The organism is Haloferax sp. Atlit-4N (assembly GCF_003383025.1).
In the GTDB taxonomy this organism is placed as follows: Archaea; Halobacteriota; Halobacteria; order Halobacteriales; family Haloferacaceae; genus Haloferax; species Haloferax gibbonsii.
In genome coordinates, this window is the sequence record NZ_PSYY01000001.1 from 1627227 (window position 1) to 1643560 (window position 16334).

At 65.9% G+C, this 16334-nt stretch carries 18 protein-coding genes; 8 read left to right on the forward strand and 10 right to left on the reverse strand.

Annotated elements, in window-relative coordinates:
• Position 1: 1 nt before the first annotated feature.
• Positions 2 to 1570: a Na+/H+ antiporter NhaC family protein gene (locus tag C5C07_RS08450; RefSeq protein ID WP_115804876.1), complete on the forward strand. Its 1569-nt coding sequence runs from the start codon at positions 2 to 4 to the stop codon at positions 1568 to 1570.
• A 133-nt stretch (positions 1571 to 1703) separates the two neighbouring features.
• On the opposite strand, the gene C5C07_RS08455 is transcribed toward C5C07_RS08450, so the two are convergent.
• Positions 1704 to 2123, reverse strand: coding sequence for a DUF5367 family protein (locus tag C5C07_RS08455; RefSeq protein ID WP_115804877.1), 420 nt, complete (start codon positions 2121 to 2123; stop codon positions 1704 to 1706).
• A gap of 82 nt (positions 2124 to 2205) precedes the next feature.
• On the opposite strand from C5C07_RS08455, the gene C5C07_RS08460 reads away from it, so the two are divergent.
• On the forward strand, positions 2206 to 2451 hold the full coding sequence (locus C5C07_RS08460; RefSeq protein WP_008093558.1) for a hypothetical protein: 246 nt from the start codon (positions 2206 to 2208) through the stop codon (positions 2449 to 2451).
• A 226-nt stretch (positions 2452 to 2677) separates the two neighbouring features.
• Here the strand turns inward: C5C07_RS08460 and C5C07_RS08465 are convergent, their stop codons facing one another.
• The 3 genes from C5C07_RS08465 to C5C07_RS08475 all read right to left on the reverse strand — a co-directional run bounded on the left by C5C07_RS08465 (position 2678) and on the right by C5C07_RS08475 (position 5753).
• Positions 2678 to 3853 (reverse strand): redox-regulated ATPase YchF, encoded by a 1176-nt coding sequence (locus C5C07_RS08465; RefSeq protein ID WP_004976783.1) that lies wholly within the window; start codon positions 3851 to 3853, stop codon positions 2678 to 2680.
• A gap of 78 nt (positions 3854 to 3931) precedes the next feature.
• Entirely contained in the window at positions 3932 to 4795 is an 864-nt protein-coding gene (locus C5C07_RS08470; protein WP_115804878.1) for a DUF4349 domain-containing protein, read from the reverse strand.
• 106 nt (positions 4796 to 4901) lie between these two features.
• On the reverse strand, positions 4902 to 5753 hold the full coding sequence (locus C5C07_RS08475) for a polymer-forming cytoskeletal protein (RefSeq protein ID WP_042666655.1): 852 nt from the start codon (positions 5751 to 5753) through the stop codon (positions 4902 to 4904).
• A 121-nt stretch (positions 5754 to 5874) separates the two neighbouring features.
• Here C5C07_RS08475 and C5C07_RS08480 point away from each other — a divergent pair, with 121 nt between their 5' ends.
• Positions 5875 to 6078 carry a DUF5800 family protein gene (locus tag C5C07_RS08480; protein WP_004976775.1) on the forward strand — a complete coding sequence of 68 codons (204 nt, stop codon included), beginning with the start codon at positions 5875 to 5877 and terminating at the stop codon, positions 6076 to 6078.
• Between the two features lie 74 nt (positions 6079 to 6152).
• Here the strand turns inward: C5C07_RS08480 and C5C07_RS08485 are convergent, their stop codons facing one another.
• The 4 genes from C5C07_RS08485 to C5C07_RS08500 form a co-directional block, all read right to left on the reverse strand.
• Positions 6153 to 7334 (reverse strand): DUF3179 domain-containing protein, encoded by a 1182-nt coding sequence (locus C5C07_RS08485; RefSeq protein ID WP_115804879.1) that lies wholly within the window; start codon positions 7332 to 7334, stop codon positions 6153 to 6155.
• A gap of 119 nt (positions 7335 to 7453) precedes the next feature.
• A complete protein-coding gene (locus tag C5C07_RS08490; protein WP_004976770.1) occupies positions 7454 to 8140 on the reverse strand; it encodes a dolichyl-phosphate hexose transferase in 687 nt (228 codons plus the stop codon).
• 70 nt (positions 8141 to 8210) lie between these two features.
• Positions 8211 to 8555, reverse strand: coding sequence for a hypothetical protein (locus tag C5C07_RS08495; protein WP_004976768.1), 345 nt, complete (start codon positions 8553 to 8555; stop codon positions 8211 to 8213).
• Between the two features lie 107 nt (positions 8556 to 8662).
• Positions 8663 to 9418: a ribonuclease H-like domain-containing protein gene (locus tag C5C07_RS08500; RefSeq protein ID WP_004976764.1), complete on the reverse strand. Its 756-nt coding sequence runs from the start codon at positions 9416 to 9418 to the stop codon at positions 8663 to 8665.
• Between the two features lie 121 nt (positions 9419 to 9539).
• Between C5C07_RS08500 and C5C07_RS08505 the strand changes: the two genes are divergently transcribed.
• The 3 genes from C5C07_RS08505 (at position 9540) to C5C07_RS08520 (ending at position 13111) form a co-directional block, all read left to right on the forward strand.
• Positions 9540 to 10244: an SOS response-associated peptidase gene (locus C5C07_RS08505; protein ID WP_004976762.1), complete on the forward strand. Its 705-nt coding sequence runs from the start codon at positions 9540 to 9542 to the stop codon at positions 10242 to 10244.
• Positions 10245 to 11625: 1381 nt separating this feature from the next.
• Positions 11626 to 12072: a DUF5805 domain-containing protein gene (locus C5C07_RS08515; protein ID WP_050459117.1), complete on the forward strand. Its 447-nt coding sequence runs from the start codon at positions 11626 to 11628 to the stop codon at positions 12070 to 12072.
• Complete coding sequence (locus C5C07_RS08520; RefSeq protein ID WP_115804880.1) at positions 12062 to 13111, forward strand: tyrosine-type recombinase/integrase; 1050 nt, start codon at positions 12062 to 12064, stop codon at positions 13109 to 13111. The genes C5C07_RS08515 and C5C07_RS08520 overlap by 11 nt, the downstream gene beginning before the upstream one ends.
• Before the next feature lie 71 nt (positions 13112 to 13182).
• Here the strand turns inward: C5C07_RS08520 and C5C07_RS08525 are convergent, their stop codons facing one another.
• Positions 13183 to 13566, reverse strand: coding sequence for a RidA family protein (locus tag C5C07_RS08525; protein ID WP_115804881.1), 384 nt, complete (start codon positions 13564 to 13566; stop codon positions 13183 to 13185).
• 186 nt (positions 13567 to 13752) lie between these two features.
• Here C5C07_RS08525 and C5C07_RS08530 point away from each other — a divergent pair, with 186 nt between their 5' ends.
• A complete protein-coding gene (locus tag C5C07_RS08530) occupies positions 13753 to 14367 on the forward strand; it encodes a helix-turn-helix domain-containing protein (protein ID WP_004976746.1) in 615 nt (204 codons plus the stop codon).
• A 42-nt stretch (positions 14368 to 14409) separates the two neighbouring features.
• Positions 14410 to 15372 (forward strand): hypothetical protein, encoded by a 963-nt coding sequence (locus tag C5C07_RS08535; RefSeq protein WP_115804882.1) that lies wholly within the window; start codon positions 14410 to 14412, stop codon positions 15370 to 15372.
• Here C5C07_RS08535 and C5C07_RS08540 read toward each other — a convergent pair whose 3' ends face one another.
• Positions 15373 to 16269, reverse strand: a complete 897-nt coding sequence (locus C5C07_RS08540) for a hypothetical protein (RefSeq protein WP_115804883.1) — start codon at positions 16267 to 16269, stop codon at positions 15373 to 15375.
• Positions 16270 to 16334: the final 65 nt, after the last annotated feature.

Consider the following 16334-nt stretch of genomic DNA (forward strand, 5'->3'; position numbering starts at 1 on the left):
CATGCCCGCAGAGACGCAGGGAGTCATCAGCCTGCTGCCGGCGCTCTTCGCAATCGTGCTGACGCTGCTCAGCCGGCAGGTGCTCCTCTCGCTTTTCACCGGCATCTGGATCGGTGCGACCATCCTGGTGGGATGGAACCCCATCGGCGGGGCGGCGTACTCCCTCCAGTTGGTCATCAACAACGTGACCGAGTCGTTCAACAGCAAACTCCTCCTGTTTACCTTCCTCTCGGGCGCGATGCTCGGGATGATATTCCTCTCGGGCGGGATGAACGCGCTCGCACAGCGCATCATCGCCCGCATCAAGACACGGAAACAGGCCGCGTTGGGGACGAGCGTCCTCGGGATGCTCATCTTCGTCGACTCCTACGCGAGCACGATGATTACGGGCTCGGTGATGCGCCCCATCACCGACAAGTTCGACATCAGCCGCGAGAAGCTCGCGTACCTGCTCGATTCGACCACCTCGCCCGTGGTGAGCGTCGCCGTCGTCTCGACGTGGGTCGGCTTCGAGGTCGGACTCATCCGCGAGCAGTTCGCCTCGCTCGGCATCGACCAGAGCGCCTTCGTGGTGTTCCTCCAGAGCATTCCGTTCCGTTTCTACAGCCTGCTCGCGGTCGCGCTCGTGTTCATCCTCGTCGTGATGGACTGGGACTTCGGGCCGATGAAGCGCGCCGAGCGCCGCGCGAAAGAAGAGGGGAAGCTCCTCGGCGACGACGCCGACCCCCTCATCGAGACGCGCGAGGAGGACATCGTCACGCCCGAGCACGTCGACTCGCGCTGGTGGTACTTCGCCGCGCCCATCGTCGCGCTCGTCGCCGTCACCGGCTTCGGCCTGCTGTACTCCGGCGGCTGGCCCGGCGTCGCACCCGTCGAGGCGCTGAAGGATGCGGCCACCGCCGACGCCATCCTCTGGGGCGTCTTCTCGGCGTGCGCGCTGCTGCTCGCCATCCTCGTCGGCCACGCCCGCGTCGAACTCGAAGCCGTCAGCGACGCCATCTTCGAGGGATTCAAGATGGTCATGTTCCCCGTGGCCGTTCTCTCGCTGGCGTGGACCATCGGCGGCGTCAGCCAGGCGCTCGGCGTCGGTGCGTTCGTCGTCAGCGTCGCCGAGGGCGTCATCACGCCAGAAATCCTGCCCGCGGTCGTCTTCCTCGCCGCGGCCATCATCTCGTTCTCGATAGGCACGTCGTGGGGAACGATGAGTATCATGTTCCCCGTCGCGGTGCCGCTTGCCTACCAGCTCGGCGCGCCGCTCCCCGGTGCCATCGGCGCTATCCTCACCGGCTCGCTGTTCGGTGACCACTGTTCGCCCATCAGCGACACGACGGTCCTCTCGTCGATGTTCGCCGGCGCGGACCACGTCGACCACGTGAACACGCAGATTCCGTACGCCGTCCTCTGCGGAGCCGTCGCGACGGGGCTGTTCCTCGCGAGCGGCTACGGGGTGGGCTCGCTGGCGCTCCTCGGCATCGGCGTCGTCGCGCTGTTCGCGTTCGCGTACTACCTCTCGCAACACGCCGACGTGAGCGTCCCGACCGCCTTCGGTTCCTCGTCGGACTCCGACTGACGAGTCGGAATCAAACCGCCGCTTCGCGTCCTATTTTTCGCGTCATCGCGCGTGGCTGAGGAGGAGAGAGGAAAGGAGAGCCGCACCGTCGCCGAGCGGCGGCTGGACGATGGGAGCGTCAGCCCGAATCGGGTCACCGACCGACGAAGCCCGCGACCAGGACCGTCGCGTACGCCAAGAGCAACAGCCCCCCGAAGAGCCCCGCGGCTTCGAGGCCCATGTTCGGGTAGACGACCGAGAACAGCGCCGTCGAGACCGCGTCGACGAGCATGCCCGGGACGACGAGCAGCGCCGCAGCCTCCCGTTTCGCGCCGCCGGAGAGCCCGCGCCACCGGAAGATGCCGACCGCGAGCGCCCACATCACGGGCACCGTCAGCGCGAACACCGCGGCCGTGACCAGCGGGCGGGAGGGCACTAACACGAGTTGGCCGACGACGCGGAAGACGAGTCCGGCGACGAGGGCAATCGCCAGTCCGACGCCGAGAAGCACCCGCGTCTCGGACAGCGGGAGCCGACGAGCGTCGGCCTCGGAGACCTGTGAACTGATTGTCATGCGTTCCGTACGCGGGCGAGGAGTATCAGCGTTCGTACGGGGCCGTAGGTTATTATGTCACTCGGAAGTAACGATTGGACGGATGTCAGTTCTCTCGACCGCCGACGAAGGGAAGTTCCTCATGGACGAGGAAGCCGAACAGATCGGAATCGTGACCGAAGTCGACACGGACGCCCAAATCGCGTACGTCGAACCCGACCCAGACATCGCCGAGGCAGTCGTACAGGGCCTCGGCTTCGGCGACGCCGACGGCGACGACATCGAAGTACCCGCCGCGTCGGTGGAGACGGTCACCGATACGGAACTTCGCGTCGCCAAAGACCTCTAAGCCGCAGTCGGTTAGGAACCGGTGATTCCATTTTTATCGCGTAAACCCGGACGAGCGACCGCCACGCCCCGGTGAACGATACTCTCGACCCGTTCCTCTGTCGTACGTCGGTGAGCTGCTGAACTCCAATTCTGTATAGCGTTATTTAGTTTATCAGTAGCGTGGCGGACGAGGTACTGACCCAAGAAGAGCGACAAAATTCGCAGAAAAGACGAATCTGTGACAGTTACTTCGCCGTCGAGACGATTTTGATGACGTCGCCCTCTTCGAGTTCGTGGTCTTCGGCGATGCGGCGTTTCGCTCGCGCGTCGACCGCGTGGAGGTAGCCGTCGCCGATGTCGGAGTGGACCGCGTACGCGAGGTCCCGCGGCGTCGACCCCCGCGGAAGGAGGAAGGCGTCGGGGAGGACGTTACCCGTGCCGTCGGTCCACTTCGACTCGTTTTGGACCGGGTAGACCGTGATTCGGTCGAGCACGTCGTAGACCGCGGTGTCGATGGCCTCCTGCGTGCCGGTGCCGCCGTGTTCGCCCATCAGGTCGCGGATTCGTTCGAGGCCCTTCTCCTGTGCGCCGCTCACGTCGCCGACGAGTTCGAAGTCGTCGTCGCCGGGGTGGTAGTCGATGATGCCCGCCTCGCGGGCCCGCCGAAGGGCGAGTTCGCCGTCCGCGGTGGCGGCGATGACGGGCTTTCCGGTCTCGGCGAGTCGTTCGAGGTTCTCCGGGGGCGCGATGTCGACCTTGTTGGCCACGAGGACGATGGGCTTGGTCCGCCGGCGAATCGCGCGGGCGAGTTCCACGCGGTCCTCGTCGTCCCAGTCTTGGGGGTTCGGCGAGTAGTCGAGGTCGCGCAGGACGGCGGCGATGTCGTACTCGCTCGCGCCGACGCCCGTCAGGAGGTCCGAGAGGGCGTCGTCCATGTCGAAGTCGGGCGACCGCGACTTGCGGACCACGGACTCCCAGTTCTTGTGGACGATGCCGGCGAGCCACTGTTCGAGTTCCTCCTCGATGAAGTCGACCTCCTCGACGGGGTCGAAGCTCCCGACTTCGACGGGTTCGCCCTCGGCGTTCGTTCCCCCAGAGGCGTCGACGACGTTGACGATGGCGTCCGCGTTCGTCAGTTCGTCGAGGAACTGATTGCCGAGGCCGCGGCCCTCGTGCGCGCCGGGGACGAGCCCGGCCACGTCCACGAGTTCGACGGCGACGTAGCGGATACCGTCCTCGCAGTTGCCGCAGCGCTCGTCGCGGTCGAGACAGGGACAGCGGGTGCGGGCGTGCGTGACGCCGCGGTTCGCGTCGATAGTCGTGAAGGGGTAGTTCGCCACGTCGACCTCGGCGAGCGTCGAGGCCGTGTAGAACGTCGATTTGCCGGCGTTCGGCTTGCCGGCTAACGCGAGAGAGAGCATAGCTCGACGATGGTCGCGGACGCGGAAAAACGCTCGCGTGCGAGGAGGCGCGAGCGACGAAAAGAAGCCGGCGAACAGTTAGTCCGTCAGTCGTCTGTAGGCGGCGCGGCCGGCGAGCACCACCCCGCTCCCGAGAATCGCGAGGAGGCCGCCGAAGACGACGAGGTACGGGATCGCGTAGGCGACGGCGACGACGAGCGCCCGAAGGGCGACGAACGCGCCGTTGACCGACTCGGAGAACGCCTGTAAGACCGGCGTGTCGTACCACTGCGCCGGGCCGGGCGGCCGCTCCGACAGCGAGACGCGGACGGTCGAGAGCGCGACCCGGTCTTCGAGCGACTGCTTCTGGGCTTCGAGCCGCTCGATTTCGGTCTGGACGTCCGTCAGGCGCTCTTCGACCGCGAGCACGTCTTCGGTCGTGTTAGCCGACTCGTAGAGTTCGCGGAGGCGGTCGCGCTGCGCGCGGAGATTGCTCAACCGCGCTTCGATATCGACCAGTTGGTCGGTCACGTCCTGCGAGTTCGTCTCGACGCGCTCGACCTCGCCGAGGTCCTTCATGTCGGCCATGAACGCCGAGAAGTCCTCGGAGGGGACGCGGACGACGAGTTGGCCCGAGCGGTAGGTGCCGCCGCTCCGGCGGTTGACGTACTCGTTGGAGTCGCTGACGTAGCCGCCGTAGGATTCGGCGGTCGATTCGACCGCGTCGCGCGACTCGTTGAACTCGTCGACGGTCAGTTCTATCTGGCCGTTCTTGATGACCGCCCGCCGCTGGACCTGCGGGAGGTCGTCGCCGCCCGCCTGTTCGGCCTCCGTGGAGACGGTCGTATCGGCGGCGAGCGAGACGCTCTCCGACCCGCCCGCACCGCCGTCAGCCGCGCCGCCGGTACACCCGGCGAGAAGGACGAGGAGGGCGACCGAGAGAAGTTTCAGTCGATTGTCCATAGACGACACTCACCACGTGAGGGATTAATCGTTGGGTAAGCACAAACGGCGACTGTTGCTATCGCGGCGCACGGGCGGCATGGTCGCTCGGGCGACCCGGTTCCGGTTACTCGGCCTCGCGGGGGAGGTTATCGCGGTGGATGCGCATCTCGCCCCGGGCGCGCATCGTGCCGTCGACGTGCGCGCCGGCTTCGAGCACGAGGTCGTTACAGGACACGTCGCCGAGGACGCGAGCGTCCTCGTGGATGCGGACCTCGCCGTTTCGGGTGGTGACGTCGCCGTGGATGCGCGTTCCGCTCCCGACGACGATGTCGTCGCGGGCGCGGAGGCTCCCGAAGACGTTGTTGTCCTCGGCGAGGTCGATGGACTTCGCGCGGATGTTGCCGTGGATTCGACAGCCGGAGCCGACGTGGGCGGGCGTCGAGACGCGCCACGCGTCGTCTGAGACGGTGGCGTTCCGGGGAATCACGAGCGGGTCGTGCGGCGACTCGCCCGAGAGGGTTTCGGCGAGTTCGTCGGCCGCCTCGTCCTCGCCGAGTCGGAGGAGTTGCGAGAGGACGATAAAGTAGAACACGAGCGTCGGAATCGGGTTGCGGATGACGATCCAGCCGTTGGCCTCGAACCCCTCTTCGATGTCGACGTCGTCGCCGATGTCGAGGTCGCCCGAGACCATCAGGCGGCCGGCGATGTGGACGCGCTCGCCGAGGTAGGCGTCGTTGCCGACGAGCACGTTGCCGGCCACGTCGTCGAGCATGTCGAGTCGGCAGTCGGCTTCGGCCTCGATATCGCCGCCGAAGGTGACGCGCTCGCCCGCGAGGACGTTCCGCCCGCGGACGCCGAACTCGACGGTGCTCTGCCCGCCGACGACGACGTCGCCGTCGGTGACGAGGTCGTGTTCCTCGACCGTCGTCCCGTCGGGAATTTCGAGCGCATCGAGCGGGTCCGTACCCAGTGACACGCTCCGAACCAACACCCGTGCCGTAATAAACCGTCCGCAAGACGACCGTCAGACACGACGGGGGCCGCCGGTTTCGCGACGACGACGCGTATTTAACTACTCGCGGAAAACAAAGACAGGTATGACGATTCTCTCTTTCGACGACGACGGCGTAGACGTGGTCTACGAGGGAACGGAGTTCCGTCTCGAAAAGGCCCTCATCGAGGAGGCCATCGGGAAGTCCTACCCCGACGTGACCGACCACGAGGTGCTGAAAATCGTCGAGAAGGAGCCCTCCCTCTCCGGCGAGCCCCGGCGCGTCCGCGACATCCTGAACTCGTCGTAACCGCCGTCCGAACGACCGAAACTCCGTTTCTCCGCGTATCGCCCTCGAACCACGCGCGCTCGCCGCGCGAACGACTACTCCTCCTCGCCGGTCGCGCTCTTTACCCCGTAAATCTCCGTCTCCGGGTTGAAGTCTGCCCACGCGAACCAGAACATCGGCGAGCGGTCGTTGGCCCGCGTCAGGACCGACCCCTCGTGGGGGCCGTCGAGCGCCCGGCCGGTGAGGAGGGTCCACCGCGACCCGGCGGCGACGAGAACCGGCCCGTCGCGTTCGAACTCGACGGAGTCGCCGTCGACCCGGCGGACGTAGGCGACGAGGGTTCCCTCGGCGGAGGCCGCCACGACGACCGGGAGGCCGCCGACGGTGTCGTTGACGACGCCCGCGCGCTCGACCGCGTCGAGCGGATAAGCACGGGCGACACCATCGGCGGCGACGCCGACGACCGACGTTTTCGGGTGCAGTCGGTCGTCCGCCGCGTCGTTGAAGCCGATGCCGATGGCGCTCGACTGCTGATAGCTCGCGTAGGGGTTCACGTCGTACCGGCGGGTCTGCCGCCCGCGAATCGTGCCGGAGACCGGCGGCGGAACCAACACCTCGGTCTCGGGGTGGGCCGCCCGCCACTCGCCCCACGTCGAGATAGTCGAGGGGAGAAGCGATAGCGTCTCGCCGGTCAGTTCCCCGCGAATCGCGGTCGCGAGCACCTGGCTCCACAGCGAGTTCGTCCGGTCGTCGTACATCACGAGGTCGGACATCCAAAGCAGGCCCGAGACGCCGAAGTACGTCGGCTCGCCGCCGGCGAGCCTGTCGGCGACGACGGCGCTCCCGCACAGCGGACAGTAGGTCACGACCACGGGACGACCGTCGAAGTCGTCGTTGACGATTTCGTGCCAGTTCAGGACCGCGAGCGGATAGGCGCGGGCGACGCCGTCGAGTTCGACGCCGACCACCTCGTCGCCGTCGTCGAGCGTCGCGTCCACCTCGTCGAACCCGCTCCAGTCGGCCGCGAAGACGGGGGCGGTGATGGCCGGGATGGCGTCTTTCGACGCGCCGCGGCGCAGTTCGTCCTCGGGGACCGGAAGCTCGAACGGACCCGAGTACTCGCCCGCGGTGGAATCGGATGTGTCGGCGGGCTCGGACGCGCCATCGGTTCCCGCGTCGTCGTCCGCGACCGGCGGGTCGCTTCCGAGACAGCCGGACAGAGCGACACCGGCACCGAGTGCGGCGAGAACCCGGCGTCGGTTCGTTGTCGAATCCATACCCGATATTCGACCGAGTCGCCTATGAGAAGTGTGCGGTTAGGTATCGATGCGCACGACCGTCGCGGGTCGTCAGTTCGGAGTCGGGCCTGAAGGCAGAAAGCGATCGAAACGGCCGCTCAGAGCCGAAGTCGCTCTTCCAGGCAGACCTTGACGATGGACTTTCCGATGGCTGCACCGCCGGCGAAGGGGTCGAGTTTCGTCTCGCCGGCGCGCTCGCGGTAGGGGATGGGCACCTCGGCGATTTTGTAGCCGCGCATCGCGGGGCGGATGAGGAGTTCGGCCGACAACCCCGTGTTCTCGGTCCACTCGATGTCGTGGAGGAGTTCCCGGCGGTACGCCCGCATCCCGGTGGTCGTGTCGTGGACGGTCGCGCCCATGAGGTAGCTGGCGAGGCGGGCGAATGCGATGTTCCCCGCGCGGTTGAGCCGGGGCATCGTCTCCGCGCCCTTCGTGATTCGGTCCCCGGAGACCACGTCGTAGCCGTCGTTGATGAGGTCGAGGAACTTCGGCAGATACTCCATCGGATAGGTGTCGTCGCAGTCGGTGGTGACGACGACCGGCCGGTCGGGCGCGAGCACCGCGGCCTCGACCGCGACGCCGTACCCCTGCGGTTCCTGTTCGATGACGCGCGCGCCCATCTTGCGGGCGATTTCGGGCGTTCGGTCGTCGGAACCGTCCACGCAGACGACCTCGGCGCGCCCGTCGGTGATTCGGTCGATGTCCGCCAGAACGGACCCGATGGCCTGTTCTTCGTTGTACGTCCCCATCACGACCGCGAGGTCGTCGAAGGTGTACTCGGTCATTGGACGGGGTTATCGACCGTCACTCTTGAACTTTTAGGTTTGCCAAAAACGTGGCGTGCAAGGGCCGGTGTTAGCTCAGTCCGCGGCTATCAGGCTGGTCTTCCAGTTCTTTCGCGTGGTCGACGAGGTAGTCCATGAGGCGGGTCGCCGACGCTTCCACGTCGTCGAGTTCGTCGCTCGACTGCCCGCTGACGCGGACGGAGAGTTCGTAGAGGTCGAGTTCGACGTGCGGGACGGTATCGTCGCCGTTGCCGTTGCCGTTGTCGCGCTCGTCCGTGCCGCCGTCCGCCGCTTCGACGGTCGCTTCCGCGTCGCCCGGCTCGTCGCCGTCGGTCGGTTCGGTCGCATCCTCGGACGGCGGGGTCGAATCGGCGGGGTCGTCCGCCTCGGCGTCGGCGTCGGGGTCGTCGGTCATGTGCGGCGCGTCGCTTCGGGGGATGAAAAAAGCGCGGGGTTCCGGCACGCGCTCGCGGGTCGTCGACCCTCACCGAATACGGCCGCGAACACGCCTCGGCGACCGATTCAGGCGAGTTCGGCGTCGAGTCCCTCGCAGGCGCGGTCGTGGAGACGGCCGGTGACCGTCTCCATGAGGCGTTCGAGGTTGACCGCGTCCTCGCGGTTGTACGACACGAGCGTATCGAGCGACGACTGGTCGCCGCGCTCGTACTCGCGCCAGAGGCGGACGGCGTCGCGGCCGGAGATGTCCGGGCGGTCGCGGTCGATACCCACGTCTTTCTCGATTTGCTTCAGTCCGCCCGTGAGGTCGAGCGTTCGGCACGGATACATCAAGTCGACGTGTGGCACGTCGACGGAGACGTCGAACGAGGTCTCGAGGAACGGCACGTCGAAGCGCGCGCCGTTGAACGTCGCGATGAGTTTCGCGTCGGCGAACTGCTCGCGGAGGGCGTCGGCGGTCAGGTCCTCCCCACTGACGAGCGTCGTCGTCTCGCCGTCCTGATAGAACGAGACGGTCGTCACCGAGTCGCGCTCGGGCGAGAGGCCGGTCGTCTCGATGTCGAAAAAGCACGTCTCGTCGCGGAAGTTCTCGTACAGTCGCCAGCGCTCGCCCGAGGGGAAGCAGTCGTCGAAGAACCGCGAGTTGCCGTCGTCGAGGTGGGCGTACGCGTCCGCGATGAACGTCTCGATTCGGTCGCCCGTCTTCGCGCCGACGAGCGAGGCGTCGAACTCGTCCCAGTGGGTCGACCCGGCCCGCCAGAGGTTCCGCTCCGTCCGCTCGCCCACGCCGCGGACGGGGATGAAGCTGTTCTCGATTCGCATGTCCGACAGGGGGGCGTCGGCGACCCTAAATGCGTCGTCGTGGGTCGGCGGCCGCGCTCCCGGCACGCACCCGGACGCTCCCGCCGCGGGCGTTTTACCCGCAGGGCCCGAAGCCGGGGGTATGTGCGGCCGCTACACGCTGTTCACCCCGCCCGAGGAACTCGAAGCGCGGTTCGACGCGACGCCGACGCGCCCGCTTTCGGCGCGGTACAACTGCGCGCCCGGCCAGGAACTCCCGGTCGTGACCAACGAAGCGGACGACGAGTTCCGCTTTCTCAAGTGGGGGCTCGTCCCCTCGTGGGCCGACAGCGCCAGCGTCGGCAACGACCGAATCAACGCCCGCGCGGAGACCGTCCGGGAGAAGCGGAGTTTCGCCGACGCCTACGAGGCCCGCCGGTGTCTCGTTCCCTCGGACGGCTTCTACGAGTGGGTCGACCGCGGCGGGCGAAAACAGCCCTACCGCGTCGCCTTCGATGACGACCGCCCGTTCGCCATGGCCGGCCTCTGGGAGCGGTGGACGCCGCCGACCAAACAGACCGGCCTCGGCGACTTCGGAAGCGGCGGCCCCTCGCGCGAACAGGAGCCGCTTGAGACGTTCACCGTCGTCACGACCGAGCCGAACGACCTCATCTCCGAGCTCCATCACCGGATGGCCGTCGTCCTCGACCCCGAGGAAGAAGAGACGTGGCTCCACGGCGACCCCGACGAGGCGGCGGCGCTCCTCGACACCTACCCCGACGACGAACTCGCGGCCTACCCCGTCTCGACGCGGGTGAACAGCCCCGCCAACGACGGCCCCGAACTGATAGAGCGAGTCGAGGCGTAGCACGCCGAGGAAGAGCCGCCAGCGCACGGCTGTCCCGACACCTCCGACGCGAATCGGCTGGGTTCGACAGGACGTCGAATTTTCCGAAATCGGTTGAGCCCGAGAACCGAGGTTGTGTATAGCGAAATACGATATACGAGTCTCGGATCGGACAAGCGACGACTCGACAGAGGGACCGAGATATCGAGAGAGTTGATGACTGAGAACGCTGACGTGGAACGTCTGAGTTCCAAGAGTCGATAGTGCTGAAATCTACGTCAGCATCACAGAGCGACAGCCGCGTCGCTCGCGGCTCGGTGGTTCGTATCGCGTCGGAAGTACAACGGTTGCGGGGACGCGGCCGCGAGTCCGGTCGTGCAGACGGAGTGCGGCGTCGCATTCGAAATTCGAGACGGTCAGCTCGACGAGTCGGCGGTCGGGGAGGTGATTCGCTCGAACGGTCATCGTCGCCGAGCGAGTGGTTCGTCGAATCCGACCGAAAGCAAGCCACCGAAACTCGGGATTCACGCGAGTCCGTCAGAACGGCCACAGCGCCGTCAAGCGCCGCTTCACCTGAGATGGGGAGCACGTCCCGAGTTGCTGGCTCACCGCGAAGACGAGGGCTGTGAAGGCGTCAAAAGAGAACGAATCGGGCCGGCAAAGACCTCGGTTAGGTTCGTCTTCGAGCGAATTCGGAACGGCGTCACCCCGGTAGTTGCGTGTTCGAATCAGACAACACTCCGGGAGAATTCTACGTAGTGACATCAATATAATCACAGCTGAATTTATTCCGAAACGAAGGACCGTCCGACGACATATATTCAGCGTTCGATAATGGATATAATCGAAAAGATATCGAGTCATTTCTGGTCGAAATATACCCGTTCGAGAGAACACAGATAGTGCGTCGTCTCGCAAATATATTTCCTAGAAAATAGTCAGAAATTATGTCTAGAATATTTCATAAATTACTGTAAAGAAATAAAAGAGAGTCTAAGCCCAGCGGTATCCGTTTCTATAATAATTCAGTAAATTAAGAAGTGAAATAACGAAACTCGTGTAAGTGGTTCTTCCATGTGTTACTCCGGGGGTAAACGATGCAAGGAATGCCATCCAAAAATGGGTTGTCATCACAGAAATGGGAAGCTATTGTGTAAAATTCGACCTATTGAAAGCAACGGAAAATTGGTCGAGTCTCAGATTCGCTCGAAACGTCCGAAATCGGCGTTCTCCGAGGTATTCTAATATCCCGAATACTACATGCAAACCGCCGAAAATGCGATTGCACAATTCAGGATAACTCAATTTCACCGCGAGAAATTCGCATGTACTACTCAGGATAACTTCTCTTATTCTGGACTGTGCCGGTAGATTGAATACCGACCCCCGTGTCGACCCGTCCATGAGCGACGAGGCCGACCGCGCGACGGTGCAAACCTACCTCCCGGCCCACCAGAAGGCCATCTGGAAGGACCACGCGGACCGACTCGGGATGAGCCAGAGCGAATTTGTCAGAACGATGGTACAGGCCGGTCGGCGCGATTTCGACGTTCCGGCGAGAGGCGATGAGACGGCCACAACCCCCGGGGTTGACGGGGTGAAAACGGGGCTCCAGAACGGCGGTTCAAATCAAGATAATGAAGGTGAAAATAACGGCCAGTTCGAGGCCCGAATCGTCGAGGCGCTCGCGGTCGATTCTCACCGGTCGTGGGACGACCTCGTTTCGGCGCTGACTGACGACATCGAAGACCGCCTCGAATCGACGCTGCAGGAGCTGCAATCGAGCGGCCGAGTCGTGTACAGCGGGCGACACGGCGGCTACACGCTGGCGGAGCGCGATGGCCGCTGAGCGCCCCACCGACGCGGAGGACCCGGTCGGCTACTTCCTGCAGGATATGACCTACCACGGGAAGACCGACCGGACCCGCGACGCCTACGAGCGCGTCCTCCGGGCGTTCGAGTCCTTCCTCGGCGACCCCTCGCGGAACCCCTCCGGGACCGCTCGGTCGGTCGACGACGCGACCCACCGCGACTGCATGGCGTGGATACACACCCTGCGAAACCGCGACGTCGCGCCGAGCACCGTGGCGACGTACGCCTCCTACCTCCACCGATTTTACGCCTACATGGCGCAGGTCGGCGCGTTCGACTCAAATCCGATGAGCCTCGTGATGGAGGAGATGGACGAGCGCATCGACACCAACCCCGCCCGTCGGGAGCTTTCGGTCCCCCAGATGCGGGAGTTCGTCCGCGAAATCGCCCATCCGCTGGACTACGCGCTGGTGGTCACCCTCCTCAAGACCGGGATGCGCGTCGGCGAACTGTGCAATCTCGACCTTCGAGACGTGTCGTTGTCAGTGGATACACCCCTGTCCGGTGTATCGACCCGCGCCGCCCTCGACGGACGCGGGCCGTCGATATACGTCGCCGCCGACCCGAGCGTCGGAAGCGTCACCAACGGCGAAGCGCGGACCGCCTCGAACAAGCGAAAGCGGTCGACGGTGGTCCCGGTCGACGAGGAGTTGGAAGGCGTCCTACTGCGCTGGCTGGCGATTCGACCGGATTCGCCGTCGCCGGCGGAGCCGCTTTTCGTCGGCACCGCATCGGGCTGGGGCCAACGACTGGAACCCGACGCCGTCCACCACGTCGTCACCTCTCACGCCGCCGACGCCGGGTGGTACCGGGCGGGCGGCGACCGCGAGGAGAACGTCACGCCGCACTACTTCAGGCACTTTTTCACCACCCACCTCCGGGACCGGACCGGCGACCGCGGCATCGTCAAGTACCTCCGCGGCGACGTCGCCGGCGACATCATCGACACGTACACCCACAATTGGGGCGACAGAGTGCGCGAGACGTACGAATCGAACATCTACTCGCTCCGCTGAGGTGCGTAATCGCTGTCCGAAGCGCGACTTGTAAACTGTATCTCGCTATATTGAATTGGTGGGCGCGCGACCTATCGTTTGACGCCCGTGGCCTCGATTTGGACGGTGGCGTCGTTCGGGAGTTCGGAGACGCCGACGACGGTCATCGCCGGCCGTCGGGCGTCGAAATAGGCGTCGTATGCCGACTCGATGGCATCGATTCGGTCGAGGTCCGTCGTGTAGACCGTGGTCCGAAGCACGTCGTCTAACTCGAGCCCCGAGCGTTCGACGGCCGCTTCGACGCGTTCGAGCGCGCTCATCGTCTGGCTCTCGACCGACTGGAGACCGTCCGCCGTCCGCTCCGGTTCGGGATACTGCGCGTCGAAGAAGACGAGTTGCAGGTTCTGCTTTCGGGCACCGCAGCCGGCGGTCGCCTTGAAGTGGTCGCTCTCGTACCGGACCGCGTCGCCGTTCATCTCCGTTCCTCCGTTGGGTTCGTTCGACTCTGGTTCACGGTCGTACTACCCCGCGAGCGGCCATCGACGTGTCGCTAGCACCTACTAACTCCGGGAGAGCGGTACTCGCGCGAGGGGCGAGGGTCAAACGGACGCTTGACTCATGCCCGTCTCTTTATCCGCGGAGCGAGAACGACGGCCGAGACCGTGAGTTCGTTGCTCCCACTGAAACCCGCTGCAGCATCGGTTCGAGACCGGTCCCTAAGCCCGCTTCTCGTCGAACTCGACGACGACGACGCGGACGAGGTTCTGTCGGCGCTCTCGTCGGCCACCGCGAGACGGCTCCTCGCCGCCGTCTACGACAACCCGTGCCCCGCCTCGGAACTGGCCGACGAACTCGACACGACGCTCCAGACCGTCGGCTACCACGTCGAGCGACTGGTCGACGCCGAGCTGATAGAACCCGTGACGACGTGGGTGTCCGCGCAGGGCCGCGAGATGGCAGTCTACGGCCCGACCCGCTCGGCCGTCGTCCTCTTCGCGGGCGCGGAACGGACCGAGTCGAAGCTCTCCTCCGGACTCCGGACGCTGGTCGCCGGCGTGGGCGTCACGCTGGTCGGTAGCGTCGCCGTGCAGGCGCTGTGGACCGCGCGGCGACCGCAGGTCCGGTACGCCGCGCCGGCTCCGGCCGCCCCCGAACCGAGCGTCGCGGAGTTCGTCGCCTCCTACCTCGCCGGTCCCGGTGCGCTCGTTCTCCTCGTCGGCGTCGTCCTCGCCGTCCTCGTGAGCCTCGGCGCGGTCTGGACTCAAAGGCGCGTTTGAGCCATACACAGGGGGAAGTGACCCCTACACGTTGGGAGGGACGTGCAACGACGAACCCTCCTCGCCGCGGCCGGAACCGGCCTCGCGGCGGCGCTGACTGGCTGTATCGCGAGTGCCGGCAACGGCGCTGACGACGCTGACGACGACGGAAACTCGACGACAGATCCGACTCCCGACCCGACGCCGACGCCCGAGCCGGTCGACGCCGTCTCGGTCGCGACCGGCGAGCGCCTCACGGCCGTCGTCGGCGACGGCCCCGCCAGCGACGACGGGCGGCTGAAACCGCACCACGTCCGCCTCGAAAATCCGACTGACGAGCCGTGGACCGCCCGCATCGACGTCTCTCGCCCGCTCGGGCCGGGTCACACGGAGACCTACGAACTCGACCGCGACGCGACGGTAAACGTCTCGCTTCGCGTTCCCGCGGTGTACGAACTGACGGTTACCGACATCACCTCGGACGCCGAGGCGACCGAGTCAGTCGGGCCGGCCGACTTCGACTGTAACCGCTCGTGGACCGCGTTCTCGCCCGGCGACGGCGGTGTCTCGGTCTCCGGGGCCTCGACGCGGATGGCTTGCGGGCCGCACACCGTCGCGGCCGACGGCGCGGTCACGGTCGCGCTCGGCGACGGAACCCTCCCGACCGAGGACACCAAGCCCCACGGCCTCGCCGTCGTGAACCCGACCGACGCGGCGGAGACGGTCGAATTCGCCTACGAAACGCCCGCGGGCGCGGTCGCCTTCGGCGGCACCTACCGCCTCGAACCCGGCGCGCGGGTCGGCGCGTCGCTGACCGAAGCCCGCGAGGTCACGCTCCGCGTCGCTCGGCGGAACGGGTCGGGCGAGGAAACGACCGAAGCAGTCACCGTCGAAAAATCACAGTTCGACTGCAACGCGTCGAACACGACCGTCTCGCTCACCGACGACGGCGGCTTCGAGGCGCGGACGCTCTCGACGCTGATGTTCTGCGGCGACGCGGACCCGAAAAACGAGAGTTCGACGTAGTCAGACCTTCAGTTCGGTCTCCAACTCCGGCGACGCGATGGCCCGCTTGACGGTTTCCGCGGCCGGCGTCGCCTCCGCGACGTTCTCCATCAGGACCGTCTCGCTCGGGAACAGGTGTTCGCCGAGGACGAGCCCGTGCTCGCGGGCGGTCGACCCGGTCATCGTGAGGTAGACGCCGAGACCGGTCTCCGCGATGGCGGCCTCTTCTTCGGGCGCGCCGTTCGGATACGCGAACGTCACGTCGTCGAGACACCGCGTGCCGAGGACCGCCTCCACGAGGCGCTCGTAGCGCGGCGAGATACACAGTTCGCCCTCGTAGTCCGCGACGAAGTCGCGGTCGAGTTCGGAGCCCGGCGGGAGGAGTTCGGGGTCGGCCATGAGCGTGTGATAGACCGTGTCGCCGAGGCCGGAGACGACCCGAACGTCGGTGTCCATCGGGTCGATGCGGGCGTTCACGTCCTCGATGCTCCCGAGGCCCTCGGGGCGGAGCTTGACGACCTCTTCGAGCACGAGGTCGGCGCTGTCGAAGCCGAGACCGAACTCGTGGGTCCGGAGCGCGCGGAACGGCTCCTCGCGCCCGACGAGGTGAATGTCGACCCCGTCGATTTCGAGGACGACGCTGTCGAAGACGATGCGCCGCGGCATCCCGTCTCGGTCGTCGCGCAGGAGCGTGTACTCCGGCGCGGCCGGGTCCGAGAGGTCGCTGTAGTCCGCGAGTCGCTCGTACACGTCGTGTTCCGGCTGGGTATGGCCCTTCGTGACCGACTTCTCGTATCGGAGCGTCGAGGTGATTTCGTCCGCCACCTCGGCGATGCTCTCGGTCGTGGCGAACCGTTCGAGCACCGCTTCGAGGGGGCGACCCTTTCGCGGAACAGCGACGCGCACCGTCTCTGTCATCATCGGAACGTCGGGACGGCCCGCTAAACAGGTTGCGCTTCGGGAAAACGTCCCTCGGGAGCGCG